Below are 16,087 nucleotides of genomic sequence, written 5' to 3' on the forward strand. Positions count from 1 at the left end.
CGTCTGCCTGCTGGCAGGACGGCGGCTAAGGAAGAATCCAGGCGGGCGTCGTGCCGGTCAGGCAGAAAAACGATTCGAAGGTCGACAACTACAACTGTCCAAGGCATATGCCCCTTTCGTGGAAACACGCGAATTCTAGTGACGACGCGCGAGCCGAGTCAACGACTAATTCAAAGAATTTTCTTTCGAATCTGTTACTGCGGTGGATGCAAATCATTTGCACACCTCTTCGTTTTGCACCCGCCCTCACTCACCTGCCCCCTTTACTCGAAGCAGGAGGCGCAGCAGCACAGGCAGCACCAGCAGGACGAGCGGCATCTGCACGATCAAGCCCGAGATGATCGCGACCGCGAGCGGTTGCTGCATTGCAGAACCCTGGCCGATCGCGAAGGCAAGCGGCAGCAGAGCGAGAATGGCTGCGATGGTCGTCATCGCGATGGGCCGCAGTCGATTGCGACCCGCGGCCTGCAACGCCTCCTCCAGCGGCACGCCTTCGTCGCGTACGAGCCCCTGAAACTCGGAAACGTAGAAGATCGCGACCTCCGTCACGATGCCGACGATCATCGTCATGCCCATCATCGCGGAGATGTTGAGCTCGATGCCCGTCACCCACAGCCCGATGAACACGGCGCCGGTGGCGAGCAGCGGCATTGCCATCACCGCGAGCGCCACGCGAAAGCGCTCGTAGAGGAATAGCAGCAGGCCGAACACCAGCGCCACGGCCGCGCCGAACACCGCGAGCAGCCCCTTGAAGGCGATCTGCTGTTGCTGGTACAAGCCGCCAAGTTCGTAGTAGACGCCCGCTGGCAGGAGCGCGGGATCGGCAAGCGCGCGCTGCACGTCGGCGATCGTCGAGCCGAGGTCCCGCCCATCGATGCGCGCCGTCACCGCCACCATGCGCTTGAGGTTGTCGCGACTGATCTCGGGCTGGCCGCTCACGTGCACCGGGTCAGCCACGCGTGAAAGCGCGAACACGTGCCCATCCGGCGCGCGCAACGGCAGGCGCGCAAGTTCGGTGTCCGTCATTTGCAGCGCACCTTGCGCACGCACGCGCACACCAACTGTCTTCGGGCCGCTCTGGAACTGCGTCGCCACATTCCCGTCCAGCAGGTCGGAGACCTGCTGCGCGATTGCCTGCGGATCCATGCCCTCGGCAGCCGCGGCGTCGGGCCGGATGCGCAGATCGATGGCGTCGCCGGCAGGATTGATGCCGTCGTTCACGTCGACGATGCCGCCGATCTTGCCGATGCGTGCGGCCACACGTTGGGCGGTCGTGTCGAGCACATGGGAGTCGTCCGAGTAAATCTTGATCTGCACGGGCTGCGGCACCGCCGTGAGGTCGCCGATCAGGTCCTCCATCAACTGGGCAAGTTCCACGCTCACGCCGGGCACTTTTGTTTCGATCTGCGAACGGATCTCCTCCATCACCGTGTCGATCGGTTCGCGGCTACCGGACTTCAAGCGCACAAAGAAGTCACCCTTGTTCGGCTCGTTCAGGTCGCCGCCAAGTCCTGCGCCGGTGCGGCGTGAATACGTCGCCACATTCGGGTTCGCGCGAATGATCGCTTCGATTTGTTGCATCAGTCGATCGGTTTCGGTGATCGATGTGCCCGGTTGCGTGTGATAGTCGAGCACGAAACCGCCCTCGTCCATCGACGGCATGAAGCCGCTGCCGACCCGCGTGAACGCGAGCGCCGAAAGCAGCGCAAGCGGAACCACGAGCGCGAGCACCCACAGGGGCCGCGCACTCACGCGAGAGACGAGCCGCGCGTAGGTGCGATTGAGCCACGCGGCGAAGCGCGTTTCGCGATGCTCCTCGGCGTCTTTCGCCGTTAGCCAGCGGTCGCAGAGAATCGGGATGGCAAGCCACGTGACGAGGAACGAAATAAAGAGCGCGCTCGCCATCGTCACCGAAAGCGCCTTGAAGAACGCGCCGGTTACGCCCGAGAGAAACGCCAGCGGCACAAAGATAATGAGCGTTGCCGCGGAAGAGCCGGCGAGCGGCCGCGTGAATTCGAGCGCCGCGCTCATCACCCGGCCATGGAACGCATGCGCGCCGGCCTCGCGCATACGCCGCGCGATATGCTCGATCATCACGATGGCATCGTCGATCACGAGGCCCACCGCCGCCGCCATGCCGCCGAGCGTCATGATGTTGAAGCCCATGCCGAACACGTCGAGCAGCAGAATGGTCGCGGCCATCACGATGGGCACGAGCGCCACTGCAATGAGCGTGATCTTCGTGTTGCGCAGAAATACGAAGAGGGTGAGCGCCGCGAGCACCACGCCAATCATGATGGCATCGCGCACGCTGGTGGCCGAGGCGATCACGAGCTCGCTCTGGTCGTACCAGTTCGAGAGCGTCACACCGTGCGGCATCTGTGGGCCGAAGTCCTTCAGGCGAGCGCGAATCGCCTGCGCCATCGCCACGCTGTTTGCGCCGGGCTGCTGGTAGACGTTGACCAGCACCGCATCCTGACCGTCGGCGGTCACGCGGATCCATTGCGGCACGGTCCCCTGGGTGACGGTGGCCACATCGCGCAGGCGGATCTGCGTCGCGCCAGTGGACGACACGACCACGTTTTTCAGCGTATCGAGCCCGCTGAAAGCCGTATTCGCCACGACGAGAAAGAGCTTGTCGTGGTCCTCGATGCGCCCGGTGGCCATCAGCACGTTGCCCGCACCGATTGCACGCGAAATATCGCCCACCGAGAGCTTGTACGTCGCGAGGCGTGCGGGGTCGACGGCCACTTCGAGCTCGTCGCGCGCCCCACCCGTCACGTCCACGCGCGCCACGCCCGCCACGGAGGAAAGCAGCGGACGCAACTGGAACTGGGCGAGGTCGTAGAGTTGAGAAAGCGACAAGCGCGACGACGTCAGGCTGTATGCGAGCACCGGAAACACGGTCGGGTCCATCCGGCGCACCTGCATGCTGGTGCCGGGCGGCAGCGTCGCGAGGATCTCGGCAATGGCCGACTGCGCCTGCAACGTGGCTTGCGCCATGTCGGTGCCCCAGTCGAAATTGAGGGAGATCTCCGCCGACCCGCGGCTCGTGCGGGATTCGACGTCGCGCACGTTCGGCACGCGACGCAACGCTTCTTCCACCGGCATGGTGACGAGCGTCGCCATCTGTTCGGCCGGACGGTCGCCCGCGTCGAGTGAAATCACGGCGCGCGGAAAGGAAACGTTAGGAAAGAGCGAGATCGGCAGACGCAGCGCGGTGAGCGCACCGGCAAGCGCGGCAAGCGCGATCACGAACAGCAGCGAACGACGGTGGCGCTGCATCCACTGGCTGAACGTCATCGCGCGCCGCCTTGCGCCACGCGCACGGCCATGCCGTCTTCGAGTTCGTAGTTGCCGACGACGACGAGCGGCCGCGAGGCGTCGAGCGCGCCATCCACGCCGTACGTATCGCCATGCTCGACTTTCACCTTCACGTCGACGCGGTGCGCCTTGTTGTTCGGCGCGACCTGAAACACATAGCTGCCCTTCGCGTCCTGCAGGACCGCGGCGCGCGGCACGTTCCACCACGTGCCGGTCTGCGTGTCGATGTCGGCCCGCACGCGCGTTCCCGGCAGGAAGGCCGCACCCGCGAGCGGTACGTTCGCACTCACGTTCACGAGCTGGCTCTGCGCGTCGATGGCTGCGCCGACGAGCACGATGCGTCCCTGCGCGCGCTGCGACCCGAGCGAGGCGGACAGAGGGCGTAGCACGACACGGTCTCCGGCGTGCAGCGTGAGCGCGTCGGCGGCTTCGACGCCCAGCGAAATGTTCGCGGCATTGCCCGCGGCGCCGTTGAATGCAACGAGCTGGACGAGCGCAGTGCCCGCCTGGATCCGGTCGCCCGGCACCGCGGCAAGCTGCGCGATGACGCCGGCCACTGGTGCCGTAATCGTCTTCGAACCCGGTGTGATGCCCGTCGCTTGTTGCGCAGCAAGCGCTTGCTGAGCGTCATCCAGCGCTTTTTGCGCCGCGGCGAGCTGCGATTGCGTGGCGAGACCGTCGTGAAAGAGCGAGCCCGTGCGCGCGAGTTCGCCACGTGCGAGCGTCGCTGCGCTTTGTGCCTGCGTATAGGCGATCACGGCGTTCGGATCGGCTTGCACGACGAGGAGCGCAGCGCCCTGCGCTACGGTCTGGCCGGGCTGGACGAGCACGCGCGTGACGCGTGCGAGATACGGCAGGCTGATGGACGTGGCGTTCGAGGCCGCGGACGCAACCGAGCCATACGCGACGACGGTTTGGGCAACCGGTTGGCGCATCACGCGCACGACCTGCACGGCGGCGGATGGCGCGGGCGTGCTGCCCGAAGCGCCGGCGTCATCCGCGCGCGCTGCATGCGGTGCGAAAAGTGCTGCGCCAGCGGCGAGCGCGGCCGCCGCGCCAAGTGCGCAGACGGCGACACGCGTGCGCGTGCCGGAAAGAAAGCGGTGCTCAGTCATGGAGATCAACGTGCAACGATGGTTTTGGATGGCGCGCTTTCAGCAGTGGCGCCTCGCGCGGACGGAGCCTGATCAGGATCGGGGACCGCGCTGCCGAGCAGCGCCTGGAGGCCAATGCGTTGCTCAGCTAGCGCTTCGCGCGCAGTGGCCGCATCGATGCGACGCGCGAGCGCCGCAGTTTGCGCATCGACATACTGGCCAAGCACGATGTTGCGCGCCGCATAGGCGTCGCGCGCCTGCGCGGCGGCACGTTCGAGCCCTGGCAGCGCAGCGTCATCCTGATCGAGTTGATGCACGGCGATCGCGCTGTCGGCACGCAGGTGGGCAATATCGGCGTAAGCCGCATTCAGGCGTGTCTGGTATTCGTCCGCGAGACGCTGCCGCGTGGCCTGCTCGATGGCGATATTGCCGCGATTGCGGTTGAAGACCGGCAGCGTGAGGTTGATCGCGAAACCACTCGTGTAGATCTCCGAGGTGTCGCGCTGGCGCGTAAAGCCCACGGAAAGACTTGGGAACTGGTTGAGGATCGCGGCGCGGTACTTCTGCTCCTGCGCCTCGTAGCCGGCCTGCAGCGCGATCAGATCGGGACGGCGCTGCCCCAGCATTGCAACCGCGGCGTCGAGCGTGCCATCGGGCATCGGCGTGACTGCTGTGTCGCCTGTGAGCGCAAGCATCGTGTCGGGCGCGAGGCCGAGCAGCGCATTGAGGTCATGGTGCGTCTGCTCACGCGCGTGCTGCATGTCGGTGTACTGCTTGCGGGCGTCTTCGTACGCCGTGAGCGACGCGGTGACGCTGTCCGCCGTCACGTTGTGCTCGCTTGCCGCGTGCGCGGTGCGTTCGTAACGCGTGCGGGCCAGTGCCGTCTGCTGCTCGAGCAGCGGCAACACCTCATCCTGAAAGCGCGCTCTCACGTACAGCTGCTTCGCCTGCGCCACGACCTGCCACTCCTGCCAGAGCAGACCGAGGTCGGTCTTTCGAACCGTGGCGTTGGCGGACTTCGTGTTCGCGCCACGCGTGACAATCGCCATCACGTCCAAGCTCAGACCGTAGCTGAACGCGCGCGACAACCCGACAGCGCCGGGATAGTCGCTGGAGACGCTCACCTGTGGATCCGGCAGAAGTCCCGCCGAAAACGCCTGCGCTTGCGCAATGCCGAGGTCGTCGCGTGAAAGTTTCAGGTCGGGATTGTTGGCGACTGCCAGCATCGCGACGTCTTCGATGTCGAAGCCGTTCGACGGATCGAAGCGGTGTGCCGCAAGCTCGGGCAATGGCATTTTCGCGGGGTCGATCTGCACCCGTGCGAGCGCGCCCTGCGTGATCAACGAAGGACCCGGTGCCAACGGCTGCGCCTTGTAGCTTGCGCAGCCGGCGAGCAGTGCGGTGCCCGATACAACGGCGATGAGCGCAGCGCGCGTGCGATTCGGGATGCTGAAGTGAAAGACGCGCGGACACATTGCGCGAGACTGCGGGCTGGACAATATGGACTCCTCAAGCCAATCCCGCGCAGCATGAATGCGCGAGCATGGACCCGAACGCACATCACACGTTGGTGGCGTTGCGGCAGGCATGCTGCGCATTCTGCAGGGTTAACGCTTATGCAATCCTTAAGCAGGCGTTCCCATCCGGTCTCTACGGCCGCTTCGCCGCCAGGTAGGCGATGCGCTCAGCGCCGAGCTGCGCTCCGCTTTCGAAAATCGCCCGCATCCTGACTTCCAGATACGCGCGCTCTTCGCGGGTAAATTCCTTTTCGAAGACCTCTTCCAGGCTGGGCGCCAACGGATGGGGCGAGATACGAAGAAACGTTTCCCAAGGCAGGCTGTCTTCGGTTCGCACTTCGATGTGCAATTCCAGACGGATGTCGGTGAAGCCCGCGTCGATCGCGAAGCGCACGAGGTCGCGCTCACCATAATTCGTGATGGACAGCGAGCGCGCCTTCTCTTCCGTGTCCGGGAACTGCGCCGCCCGGCACCGAAGCAGCAAGGGAAAGAAGGGATCTTCCGCGTTGAACGCGCGGGAATCGACGAGTTGCTTGAGCATGCACACCTCGAGCGCTTCGTCACGCAAAATCGGCTCGGCGATGGCGAAGCGGCCACCCGGTTTGAGGATGCGGTAGATCTCTCGCATTGCAGCGGGCTTGTCTTCCACATACGCCAGCACCGCGCGCATCGTGGCGGCATCGACCGCCTCATTGGCGATGCCTGCCAGATTTTCGGCGCTGCCGTGTATGAATGCGCACTGCCCGCTTACCCCCAGGCTTCGGGCGCTCTCTTCCGTGTGCCGCAGCAGCGGAGCCGAAATATCGGTCATGAGCACCCGGATTGAGGCGCCGGCCCGTTCAATCGCGCGAAACCCGACGAGACCATCACCCGTCCCGATGTCGGCCAATGTCATCCCGGGGCGCAGGCGGACGGAATCCAGCACACGGTCCGCGTACCTTGTGATCTCGGCGCGGACATGGTGCTCATGGGCGGGATCATTGCCATGGCGCTGCCGGTGGATCCACGTGGACCAGTTGTCCTGAGTGACGTCGTTCGTGAGTGGCAACAAAATGGATTTCCAGGGAAAACTTGAAAGACTCGCGCGATGGTAACCTTGAATTCTGATGAACTCCTTATCTAAACGGTATTCCCGACGTGGAGCCTTATTTTCGCGGTGCCAAAGGTGCGGTTTTTAGCCTGAATAAGAGTTGCTTTCATTCCATGACATACTGGCAATCATTTCAATGGCCACGCAAGCCCCGGGCACGCAGCGTCCGGAAACTCGGACCCGACCACATTTTTAAAACAGATCGTCGGGCGATTATGACCGGCGTTGACGCGAATCGAACCGCAGCTTATACGAGCCTTAAGTTGATTCGTTTTCAAAAAATAAATACTTCTTAAGTATTTGGAAGGTACTCCGATAAGCCGGGCGCAGTTCACGGTTTTTCTCTCTCTTTATCGGAGACCCTCTGATGACAATCCGGGCAGTTTCTAGCCAACCCGCCTCTTCCACAGCAGCGAATACCGGCGCGCAGAACCAGCAGGCGGCTGCCGCTACGCAACCTGCCAGCAAGACGCAGGCGCCGACAACGACGACGACACAGGCTTCGACGCCGTCGGCTTCGTATGCCGTTACGATCAGCAACGCCGCACGCGCAGCATTCGCCGAAGCCACCGAAACGTCGGTTCAGACCGCGCAAGAAGCCAACCGCGGAGACCGACAGGCTCAACGCCTGCTAGCGAAGGAACAGGCCAATAAGCTGGGCTAAGGCGCAAGGGCGTGCGACAGGCGTTGTCTGACGCCGGTTCTGCACGCCCTACCCTGTGGCTCCGCTTGCACGCTGCGCGAAAACCGCGACGTGCAAGTTCACAGCTTTGCGCAAGACCGCTTGATGTGCTCCAGGTGCTCCATCAAACCAGACGGATAAGATAACTTTTCTTATCTGAATAGTTTGTTTACAACACAAAACTCGGCACTTCAAAAACGCGCCGCAAGCGCCCATTCCCTATCTTCAGCGACAATGGGAGCATCCTCGCGCGCTGCTAAAGGAACGAGCGCGCAGACGTGCGAAGCCTAGGCAAACGCCGTGCTGCGCGCCGTGAAACCGGGCGGCATCGTGATCGTGGGACTTTCGCCGAGGAGGGTCCCGACCATTGCAGCGGGCTACCCGTCATGCGCTACAGCGCCGATGCGTTGCACGCCGAATTTGGCGCGCCCTTCACGCTGCTCAAACAGGAACGCGAAGAGCATCACGCGCCGCGTGGCGCCACGCAGAAGTTCATCTACTGCATGTGCCTAAAGAGACTTCGTGAATGGGCCTGCCGTTGAGGCGGTACGTTTCAGGGCGCGAACGCGAGTGCCGCGTCTTCCGGAAGATTCTCGAGCGCGCGACTGCCGTCGCGCAGCGCCTCGCTCTCGCCGTTGAAGGTCGTTTCGCTGTATGCGATGAGTTTGAAGCCGCTACCCGCACTGCGAGGGATGGTGATGCCCCAATGCCACCCTCCTTCCTGTTCGAAGACGTGCAGCTTCAGAGATGCATGCAATGTGTTTGATCGATTCGTCATGTCACGCCCTCCTTTGCGAAAGCGTCGAGGCAGCCGGCATTGGTCAGTGTAGGCATCATTTTGTTGCGGCGCAATAAATATCGACGTTGAGGTGCGATGCTACGCGATCGGGCGTCGTTATCGGGCAACAAAGGGAAACAGGCGGCAACGAGAAGCAACAAGCGGAAACAAAAGTAAACAGGCGTGCGGCGGCGCAGCGTCCTGCCGCAGTGATGTCAGTCCCTCAAAAGGACGTGGGCGCGCCCGCCGCGTTCGCGCTATCCTCCGCGCGATGCGCGAAAGTATGCGCTCCCCATTTCCTTTGCGCCCCAAGCATGACCGAACGCACCGAAGCCATCCCCGAGAGCACGCCCGAGGTCGCGTCCAATAGCGCGCGATCAACGCTGTGCTATCCCTATCCGGCCCCACCCGCGCCGGGCTTTTACGGGTTGCACGCGCGCATCGAACGCTTGCGCCAGGGGCAGGACAAGAGCCTCGCGCGCCTGCGCGGCACGCTCGCCGAACCGCGCCGCGCCGTTGACGTGTTCGGGGCGCTGTTCGCGCGGCGCATCGGCGAGGACGATCTCGGGCAGATGAGCCTCGCAACCGGCGAGAGCCTGGCGTGCCTGAACTACCTGATGTATCGCGGTGAAGTGAAACGCGAGCTGCGCGACGACGGCATGTACTGGTATTCGCGGACGTAAAAATGGCAGGAAAGGCGCACTACGCCTCTCCTGCCACAAGTCGGATCGACGGCAGTCGCCGCCCGGCGCTTACATGTTCGGATAGTTCGGGCCGCCGCCGCCTTCGGGCGTGACCCACACGATGTTCTGCGTCGGGTCCTTGATGTCGCAGGTCTTGCAATGCACGCAGTTCTGCGCGTTGATCTGCAGGCGGTCGCTGCCGTCGTCGTTCTTCATGAACTCGTACACCGCGGCCGGGCAGAAGCGCGCTTCGGGGCCCGCGTAGGTGCGCAGGTTCACGTTCACGGGCACGCTCGCGTCCTTGAGCGTGAGGTGCGCGGGCTGGTTCTCTTCGTGGTTCGTGTTCGAGATGAACACCGAGGAGAGCCGGTCGAACGTGAGCTTGCCGTCGGGCTTCGGATACTCGATCGGCTTGCACTGCGAAGCGGGTTTCAGCATCTCGTGGTCGCGATGCTGGTGATGCAGCGTCCACGGCACGTTGCCGCCCAGCAGCTTCTGCTCGATGCCCACCATCAGCGTGCCCAGGTACAGGCCCTTGCTCATCCACTGCTTGAAGTTGCGCGCCTTGTACAGTTCCGTGTGGAGCCACGACTGCTTGAACGCTTCCGGATAGGCCGCGAGTTCATCGCTCTGGCGGCCTGCCTGCACGGCTTCGAACGCCGCATCGGCGGCCAGCATGCCGGTCTTGATCGCCGCGTGGCTGCCCTTGATGCGCGAGGCGTTCAGGAAGCCCGCATCGTCGCCCACGAGCGCGCCGCCCGGGAACACGAGCTTGGGCAGCGACATCAGGCCGCCTGCCGTGATCGCGCGCGCGCCATACGACACGCGCTTGCCGCCTTCGAGGTACTTGCGGATTTCCGGATGCGTCTTGTAGCGCTGGAACTCCTCGAACGGCGAGAGATACGGGTTCTGGTACGCAAGACCGACGACAAAGCCCACCATCACCTGGTTGTTGTCGATGTGGTAGAGGAACGAGCCGCCGTAGGTGTCCGACTCGAGCGGCCAGCCGGCGGTGTGGATCACGAGGCCGGGCTGGTGCTTCGAAGGATCGATCTCCCACAGTTCCTTGATGCCGATGCCGTAGACCTGCGGGTCCGAATCCTTGCCGAGCTTGAACTTCTCGTTCAGCTGACGGCCCAGGTGCCCGCGGCAGCCTTCGCAGAACAGCGTGTACTTGGCGTGCAGCTCCATGCCGAGCTGGAAGTTTTCGGTGGGCTCGCCGTCCTTGCCGACACCCATGTTGCCGGTGGCGACGCCCTTGACCGAGCCGTCGTCGTTGTAGAGCACTTCGGCGGCCGGAAAGCCCGGGAAGATTTCGACGCCCAGGGCTTCCGCCTGCTGGCCCAGCCAGCGCGTGACGTTCGCGAGGCTGATGATGTAGTTGCCGTGGTTCTTGAAGTTGTCGGGCAGTGCCCAGTTCGGCACAGCCTTAGCCCCCGTTTCGGAAAGAAAAAGGAACTTGTCCTCGGTCACGGGCACGTTCAGCGGTGCGCCTTGCTCCTTCCAGTCCGGCATCAGTTCGTTCAGGGCACGCGGATCCATGACCGCGCCCGAGAGGATATGCGCCCCGATTTCCGAGCCTTTCTCCAGCACGCAGACGCCGATCTCAGCGCCTTTCTCCGCGGCCAGCTGCTTCAGGCGGATCGCGGCAGACAGCCCGGCTGGGCCGCCACCGACGATCACCACGTCGTATTCCATCGACTCGCGTGGGCCGTACTGTGCGATCAGATCAATCGACGACATATCCTCTTCCTTCCTTGCTAACTGAGCGACCTAAACCGCCCGATCAAAACTGCGCTTCGCTCAGTGCGAGCACGCCAGCGTCGCCCTTTGCGGCCAGGATCGACGTCTCGAGGCCGCCTGCCTGCGCGAGAATGTGCTCGGCGTAGAACTGCGCGATCGCGATCTTCGCGCCGTAAAACCCGGCGTCGTTCGCGAGTTCGCGTTGCGCGACGAGCAGCGCACGCGCCATTTGCCAACCGCACAGCACGATGCCCGCGAGCTTGAGATACGGCACGCTGCCCGCGAACACCGCGTTCGCGTCGCGCTTGACGTTCGCAACCACGTAGTCGACGACATTCGCCAGTGCGCGCGCGCCCTTCTCCAGCTGCTCGCGCATCGATGCCGCGGCCGCGCCGCCGGCCCGGCCGAGTTCCTCAGCAGTCCGATAGATCTCGCCGAGCAGCGCCTTCGCAACCGCGCCGCCGTCGCGCACCGTCTTGCGGCCGACCAGGTCGTTCGCCTGGATCGCCGTCGTGCCTTCGTAGATGGCGAGAATGCGCGCATCGCGGTAGTACTGGGCCGCGCCCGTTTCCTCGATGAAGCCCATGCCGCCATGCACCTGGACGCCGAGGCTCGTCACCTCGTTGACCATCTCGGTGCTCCAGCCCTTCACGATCGGCACGAGGAATTCGTAGATCGCGAGATTGCGCGCGCGCACTTCAGGATCGGCGTGGTAGTGAGCATGATCGCTATAGGCGGCGGCGACATAGGCGAGCGCGCGTGCGCCCTCGGTCATCGCGCGCATCGAACCGAGCATGCGGCGCACGTCCGGATGATGGATGATGGTCGCCGACTGTTTGAGCGAGCCATCCACGGGGCGACTCTGCACACGCTCCTTCGCGTACGCCACGGCCTTCTGGTAGGCGCTCTCCGCCACGCCCACGCCCTGCATGCCCACGCCGAAGCGCGCGGCGTTCATCATGATGAACATGTATTCGAGGCCGCGATTCTCCTCGCCCACGAGGTAACCGATCGCACCGCCGTGGTCGCCGTATTGCAGCACGGCCGTCGGGCTCGCCTTGATGCCGAGCTTGTGTTCGATCGATACGCAATGCACGTCGTTGCGCGCGCCGGGCGAGCCGTCGTCGTTGACGAGGAACTTCGGCACGACGAAGAGCGAGATGCCTTTCACGCCTTCTGGCGCGTTGGGCGTGCGAGCCAGCACGAGGTGAACGATGTTCTCCGCCATGTCGTGCTCGCCCCACGTGATGAAGATCTTGGTGCCGAAGACCTTGTACGTGCCGTCACCCTGCGGTTCGGCGCGCGAACGCACCAGCGCGAGGTCGGAGCCGGCCTGCGGCTCGGTGAGGTTCATCGTGCCGGTCCAGTCGCCGGAGATGAGCTTCGGCACGTAGCGCGCCTTCAGTTCGTCACTGCCCGCGGTGAGCAGCGCCTCGATGGCGCCGTCAGTGAGCAGCGGGCACAGCGCGAACGAAAGGTTCGCCGCGTTGAGCATTTCGATGCAAGGCGTCGCGATCAGCTTGGGCAGCGCCTGGCCGCCGAATTCGGTCGGATGCTGCAGACCCTGCCAGCCGCCCTCGACATACTGGCGGAACGCCCCTGCGAAGCCAGGCGTCGCCGTGACCTCGCCGTCGCGCCAGCTGCTGGGCACGCGATCGCCTTCCACGTTCAGCGGCGCGATGACTTCGCCGGAGAGCTTCGCGCACTCGTCGAGCACGGCCTGCGCAGTGTCGAAACCAGCGTCTTCGAAACCCGGCAGGGTTGCGACTGCGTCGATGCCGGCCAGCTCTTTCAGCACGAACAGCATGTCCTTGACGGGGGCGTTGTAGCTCATGATCGGTCCTTCCAGTCACTCAGGGGTCAAAATGGATGCGCCACCGGGCCAGGATTACCAAGGATACCTGGATGGCCACCTTGCGGCAGTACAGGACGGATCGTAGCGTCAATCGGTCGCCAAACCACTGTCCAAACCGGACCATATGGTGACAATTCTGGCCACGTTATCGGCTGCTGTGCCCCGCCATCATGGCTGGGCGACCCGACTTTGCGCCGGGCGACGCTCAGGCGTCCAGCCGCTCAGCCTCGGCGGCGGTAGGTGCCGGGCGTGCTGCCCGTCCAGTGCCGAAAGGCGCGATGAAAGGCGCTGGGGTCGTCGAAACCCAGATCGCCGCCGATGGCCGCGATCGTGTCCTGGGTGTCGGTGAGGCGCTGGATCGCCACGTCGCGGCGGAGTTCGTCCTTGAGCGCCTGGAACGTGGTTTCCTCTGCGGCGAGGCGCCGGCAGAGTGTACGCACCGAGCAGTGCAGGCTGTCGGCCGCCGCTTCGATGGTAGGCAGATCGGGCAGTTGCGCGGCCAGGTACTGGCGCACGTTGTGGCTCACCAGCTGCTCGCTGAAGGTCTCGAAGATCCAGTCGCCGGGCGAGCGCGCGAGAAACGCGCGCAGGTTGCGCTTGCTCTGCCGGATCGGCATGTCGAGATAGGCCGCGCTGAAGCGCATCAGCGTGGCCTCGCGGCCAAAGCGCACGGGCCCCGGGAAGAAGTAGCGGTGATCGAGTGCGTGCGGCGGCTGCGCGCAGGCGAAATCGACTTGCAGCAGCGGGATCCGCTGTCCGATCAGCCAGGACGACACGCCGTGGGCAAGCTTGAGCGTCAGCTCCTGCCCGAGCGGCCCGATCGCGCCGTACGCCGGATTGGCGCGTAATGCCACCTGGGCCACGAGCCCCTGGCGGCGCGATTCGAGCCGGAAATCGTCGAGCACGATGTGGAAAAACTGGTCGAAGCGATGCAGCGCCGTTTCGAGGTTGCGCGCATCGAGCAGGCTCAGGCAGAGAAACTTGAGCGTGCCGCTGCGCAGCGGCCGGCTGAAGATGCCGGGCATCTCGTCGTCGAGTTCGATGGCGAGCGTCTGGTAGAGCGTGGAGAACTGCTCTTCCGTCACGCGGCCGCCCGGCTTGGCGAGCAGTTCGAGCGCGATGCCCGCCTCGTTGAGATAGCGGCGGATCACGCTGGGCTCGGCGCCCGCGCCGGCGAGAAAGCCGTTGACGAGCGAGATGGGAACGGTGGCGCTAGGCGATGGCATGCATTGACGATGAAAGGCCGCGGAAACGGACAGACTTCGGCGTCGGCCCGCGCGCCATTTTAAATCGGCGCGGCCGAAATCACGCGGCCGGGCCCCTCGCCCGCGCGAATGCATCGAACCACGCGAGACTTTCCGGGTTGGCCATGGTGTCCGGATTGGCCACCTTCTCGAGCGGCTGGCCGAGCAGAAGCCGCTTGATCGGCACCTCCATCTTCTTGCCTGACAGCGTGCGCGGAACGGCCTGAACCTGATGGATCTCATCGGGCACATGGCGCGCCGAGAGTGCCTCGCGCACGCGTGCGCGAATGCGCTGCGCGAGCGCGTCGCTCAGATCGACACCCGGGCGCAACACCACGAAGAGCGGCATCGACGAGCTGCGCCCCAGGTACTCGAGATCGACCACGAGGCTGTCGAGCACTTCGGGCACCGACTCCACCGCGCGATACAGCTCGCTCGTGCCCATGCGGATGCCGTGGCGGTTGATGGTGGCGTCCGAGCGACCGTAGATGACCGCGCCGCCGCGGGGCGTGATGCGCAGCCAGTCGCCGTGGCGCCAGATACCGGGAAACATGTCGAAGTAGCTTTCGCGGTAGCGCCGGTTCGCGTCGTCGCGCCAGAAGCAAAGCGGCATCGAAGGCATGGGCGCAGTGCACACGAGTTCGCCGACTTCGTCGATGCGCGCGTGCCCGGCTTCATCGAACGCCTCGACGCGCGCGCCCAGGCACCGGCACTGCATTTCGCCGAGATAGACCGGCAAGGTCGGCACGCCGGCGAGGAAGCAACCCGCGAAATCGGTGCCGCCGGAAATCGCGTCGATCCAGACGGGCCCTACCTGCTCGAGTATCCACGCGTACGCTTCGGGCGGCAGCGGCGAGCCGGTCGAACCGACCGCGCGCAGGCGCGACAGATCGGCCGCGGCACGCGGCTCGACACCCGCCTTCAGGCACCCCTGGAAATATGCCGCCCCCGCGCCGAAGAACGTCACGCCCGTCTCGCCCACGAAGCGCCACAGCGCCTGCGCGTCGGGATACGTGGGGTTGCCGTCGTAGAGGCAGAGCGTCGCGCCCGCGAGCAGGCCGCCCACCTGGCAGTTCCACATGATCCAGTTCGTGCTGGCGTACCAGTGGAACCGGTCGCCCGGGCTCAGGTCGAGATGCAGCGCGGTGAGCTTTACGTGCTCCACCACGATGCCGCCGTGCGAATGCACGATGGCCTTGGGCATGCCCGTCGTGCCCGACGAATAGACGATCCACAGCGGATGATCGAACGATACGTGTTCGATTTCGAGCGGGACGTTTCCAGCGATCGCGTCGCGCCATGCCGTGGCCTGCGGGTACGCCTTCACGTCGGCGTCCGGGTCGAGCTGCGGGACGAATACGAGATGCGCCACGCTCGGCAGCTCGCGCAGCAGATGGTGAATCAGTTCGCGGCGGTCGTGTGGCTTGCCGCCGTAGCGGTAGCCGTCTACGGCGAACAGCACCTTCGGCTCGATCTGCCGGAAGCGGTCGAGCACCGCGAGCGGCCCCATGTCGGGCGAGCACACCGACCAGATCGCGCCCACGCTCGCGGTGGCGAGAAATGCCACGACCGTCTCGGGCGTGTTCGGCATGAAGGCGGCCACACGGTCGCCGCGCGTCACGCCCATGCGCCGCAGCGTGGCCGCGCAAGCCGCGACCTGGCGGCGCAGCTCCGCCCAGCTCAATTCGCGCGTGCGGCCCGCCATGGGGCCGCTCTCGCTGCGCGAAACGATCGCCGGCCGCGCGTCGCTCGCGAGCTGAAAGGCCCGCTCGACGTAGTTCAACTCGACACCCGGAAACCAGCGTGCACCGGGCATCGCCGCATCGGCGAGCGCCACGCCGCGCGGCTCGCGCGAGGGAATCTGCGCCCAGTCCCACAGCGCGCACCAGAAAGCGTCGATGTCCTCGACTGACCAACGCCAGAGCGAGTCGTAGTCGTCGAACGCGAGACCGCGCGCCTCGCCGAGCCACTTCATGAACCGGGTGATGCGGGCGGACTCGACCTGCTGCGGTGCCGGCGTCCAGGCCGGAGCGGATGCGGGAACGGTTTCGTTCATCTCGTTGCGTGGGCTCGTGTG

The 16,087-nt window shown here is 64.8% G+C and carries 12 protein-coding genes; 2 read left to right on the forward strand and 10 right to left on the reverse strand.

Going from position 1 to position 16,087, the window contains the following annotated elements:
- Positions 1–246 precede the first annotated feature (246 nt).
- The 5 genes from AB3X99_RS38125 to AB3X99_RS38145 all read right to left on the reverse strand — a co-directional run bounded on the left by AB3X99_RS38125 (position 247) and on the right by AB3X99_RS38145 (position 7,595).
- The gene (locus AB3X99_RS38125) at positions 247–3,303 is read right to left on the reverse strand and encodes an efflux RND transporter permease subunit (protein WP_368619950.1); all 3,057 of its coding nucleotides are present in this window, start codon (positions 3,301–3,303) and stop codon (positions 247–249) included.
- Positions 3,300–4,439, reverse strand: a complete 1,140-nt coding sequence (locus tag AB3X99_RS38130) for an efflux RND transporter periplasmic adaptor subunit (RefSeq protein ID WP_368619951.1) — start codon at positions 4,437–4,439, stop codon at positions 3,300–3,302. The genes AB3X99_RS38125 and AB3X99_RS38130 overlap by 4 nt, the downstream gene beginning before the upstream one ends.
- 5 nt (positions 4,440–4,444) lie before the next feature.
- On the reverse strand, positions 4,445–5,893 hold the full coding sequence (locus AB3X99_RS38135; RefSeq protein WP_368619952.1) for a TolC family protein: 1,449 nt from the start codon (positions 5,891–5,893) through the stop codon (positions 4,445–4,447).
- 175 nt (positions 5,894–6,068) lie between these two features.
- On the reverse strand, positions 6,069–6,983 hold the full coding sequence (locus tag AB3X99_RS38140) for a class I SAM-dependent methyltransferase (RefSeq protein WP_368619953.1): 915 nt from the start codon (positions 6,981–6,983) through the stop codon (positions 6,069–6,071).
- 300 nt (positions 6,984–7,283) lie between these two features.
- Positions 7,284–7,595 (reverse strand): hypothetical protein, encoded by a 312-nt coding sequence (locus AB3X99_RS38145; protein WP_368619954.1) that lies wholly within the window; start codon positions 7,593–7,595, stop codon positions 7,284–7,286.
- Positions 7,596–8,093: 498 nt separating this feature from the next.
- Between AB3X99_RS38145 and AB3X99_RS38150 the strand changes: the two genes are divergently transcribed.
- Entirely contained in the window at positions 8,094–8,249 is a 156-nt protein-coding gene (locus AB3X99_RS38150) for a hypothetical protein (protein ID WP_368619955.1), read from the forward strand.
- An 11-nt stretch (positions 8,250–8,260) separates the two neighbouring features.
- Here AB3X99_RS38150 and AB3X99_RS38155 read toward each other — a convergent pair whose 3' ends face one another.
- Positions 8,261–8,485: a hypothetical protein gene (locus AB3X99_RS38155; RefSeq protein WP_069265725.1), complete on the reverse strand. Its 225-nt coding sequence runs from the start codon at positions 8,483–8,485 to the stop codon at positions 8,261–8,263.
- A gap of 314 nt (positions 8,486–8,799) precedes the next feature.
- On the opposite strand from AB3X99_RS38155, the gene AB3X99_RS38160 reads away from it, so the two are divergent.
- Positions 8,800–9,168 carry a hypothetical protein gene (locus tag AB3X99_RS38160; protein WP_368619956.1) on the forward strand — a complete coding sequence of 123 codons (369 nt, stop codon included), beginning with the start codon at positions 8,800–8,802 and terminating at the stop codon, positions 9,166–9,168.
- 69 nt (positions 9,169–9,237) lie between these two features.
- Here AB3X99_RS38160 and AB3X99_RS38165 read toward each other — a convergent pair whose 3' ends face one another.
- The 4 genes from AB3X99_RS38165 to AB3X99_RS38180 form a co-directional block, all read right to left on the reverse strand.
- Positions 9,238–10,911: an electron transfer flavoprotein-ubiquinone oxidoreductase gene (locus AB3X99_RS38165; protein ID WP_368619957.1), complete on the reverse strand. Its 1,674-nt coding sequence runs from the start codon at positions 10,909–10,911 to the stop codon at positions 9,238–9,240.
- Between the two features lie 43 nt (positions 10,912–10,954).
- Positions 10,955–12,745: an acyl-CoA dehydrogenase gene (locus tag AB3X99_RS38170; protein ID WP_368619958.1), complete on the reverse strand. Its 1,791-nt coding sequence runs from the start codon at positions 12,743–12,745 to the stop codon at positions 10,955–10,957.
- 242 nt (positions 12,746–12,987) lie between these two features.
- Complete coding sequence (locus tag AB3X99_RS38175; RefSeq protein WP_069268047.1) at positions 12,988–13,992, reverse strand: AraC family transcriptional regulator; 1,005 nt, start codon at positions 13,990–13,992, stop codon at positions 12,988–12,990.
- A gap of 79 nt (positions 13,993–14,071) precedes the next feature.
- Entirely contained in the window at positions 14,072–16,066 is a 1,995-nt protein-coding gene (locus tag AB3X99_RS38180) for an acetoacetate--CoA ligase (protein WP_368619959.1), read from the reverse strand.
- Positions 16,067–16,087: the final 21 nt, after the last annotated feature.

This window comes from Paraburkholderia sp. BR10882 (assembly GCF_040948855.1).
Taxonomy (GTDB): domain Bacteria; phylum Pseudomonadota; class Gammaproteobacteria; order Burkholderiales; family Burkholderiaceae; genus Paraburkholderia; species Paraburkholderia nodosa_A.

Bases quoted from the DNA above. Each gene is read 5' to 3' on its own strand.
- AB3X99_RS38135 (WP_368619952.1), bottom strand. From the start codon at position 5,893: ATGTGTCCGCGCGTCTTTCACTTCAGCATCCCGAATCGCACGCGCGCT.
- AB3X99_RS38130 (WP_368619951.1), bottom strand. From the start codon at position 4,439: ATGACTGAGCACCGCTTTCTTTCCGGCACGCGCACGCGTGTCGCCGTC.
- AB3X99_RS38170 (WP_368619958.1), bottom strand. From the start codon at position 12,745: ATGAGCTACAACGCCCCCGTCAAGGACATGCTGTTCGTGCTGAAAGAG.
- AB3X99_RS38180 (WP_368619959.1), bottom strand. From the start codon at position 16,066: ATGAACGAAACCGTTCCCGCATCCGCTCCGGCCTGGACGCCGGCACCG.
- AB3X99_RS38125 (WP_368619950.1), bottom strand. From the start codon at position 3,303: ATGACGTTCAGCCAGTGGATGCAGCGCCACCGTCGTTCGCTGCTGTTC.
- AB3X99_RS38160 (WP_368619956.1), top strand. From the start codon at position 8,800: ATGACCGAACGCACCGAAGCCATCCCCGAGAGCACGCCCGAGGTCGCG.
- AB3X99_RS38165 (WP_368619957.1), bottom strand. From the start codon at position 10,911: ATGTCGTCGATTGATCTGATCGCACAGTACGGCCCACGCGAGTCGATG.
- AB3X99_RS38155 (WP_069265725.1), bottom strand. From the start codon at position 8,485: ATGACGAATCGATCAAACACATTGCATGCATCTCTGAAGCTGCACGTC.
- AB3X99_RS38150 (WP_368619955.1), top strand. From the start codon at position 8,094: ATGCGCTACAGCGCCGATGCGTTGCACGCCGAATTTGGCGCGCCCTTC.
- AB3X99_RS38175 (WP_069268047.1), bottom strand. From the start codon at position 13,992: ATGCCATCGCCTAGCGCCACCGTTCCCATCTCGCTCGTCAACGGCTTT.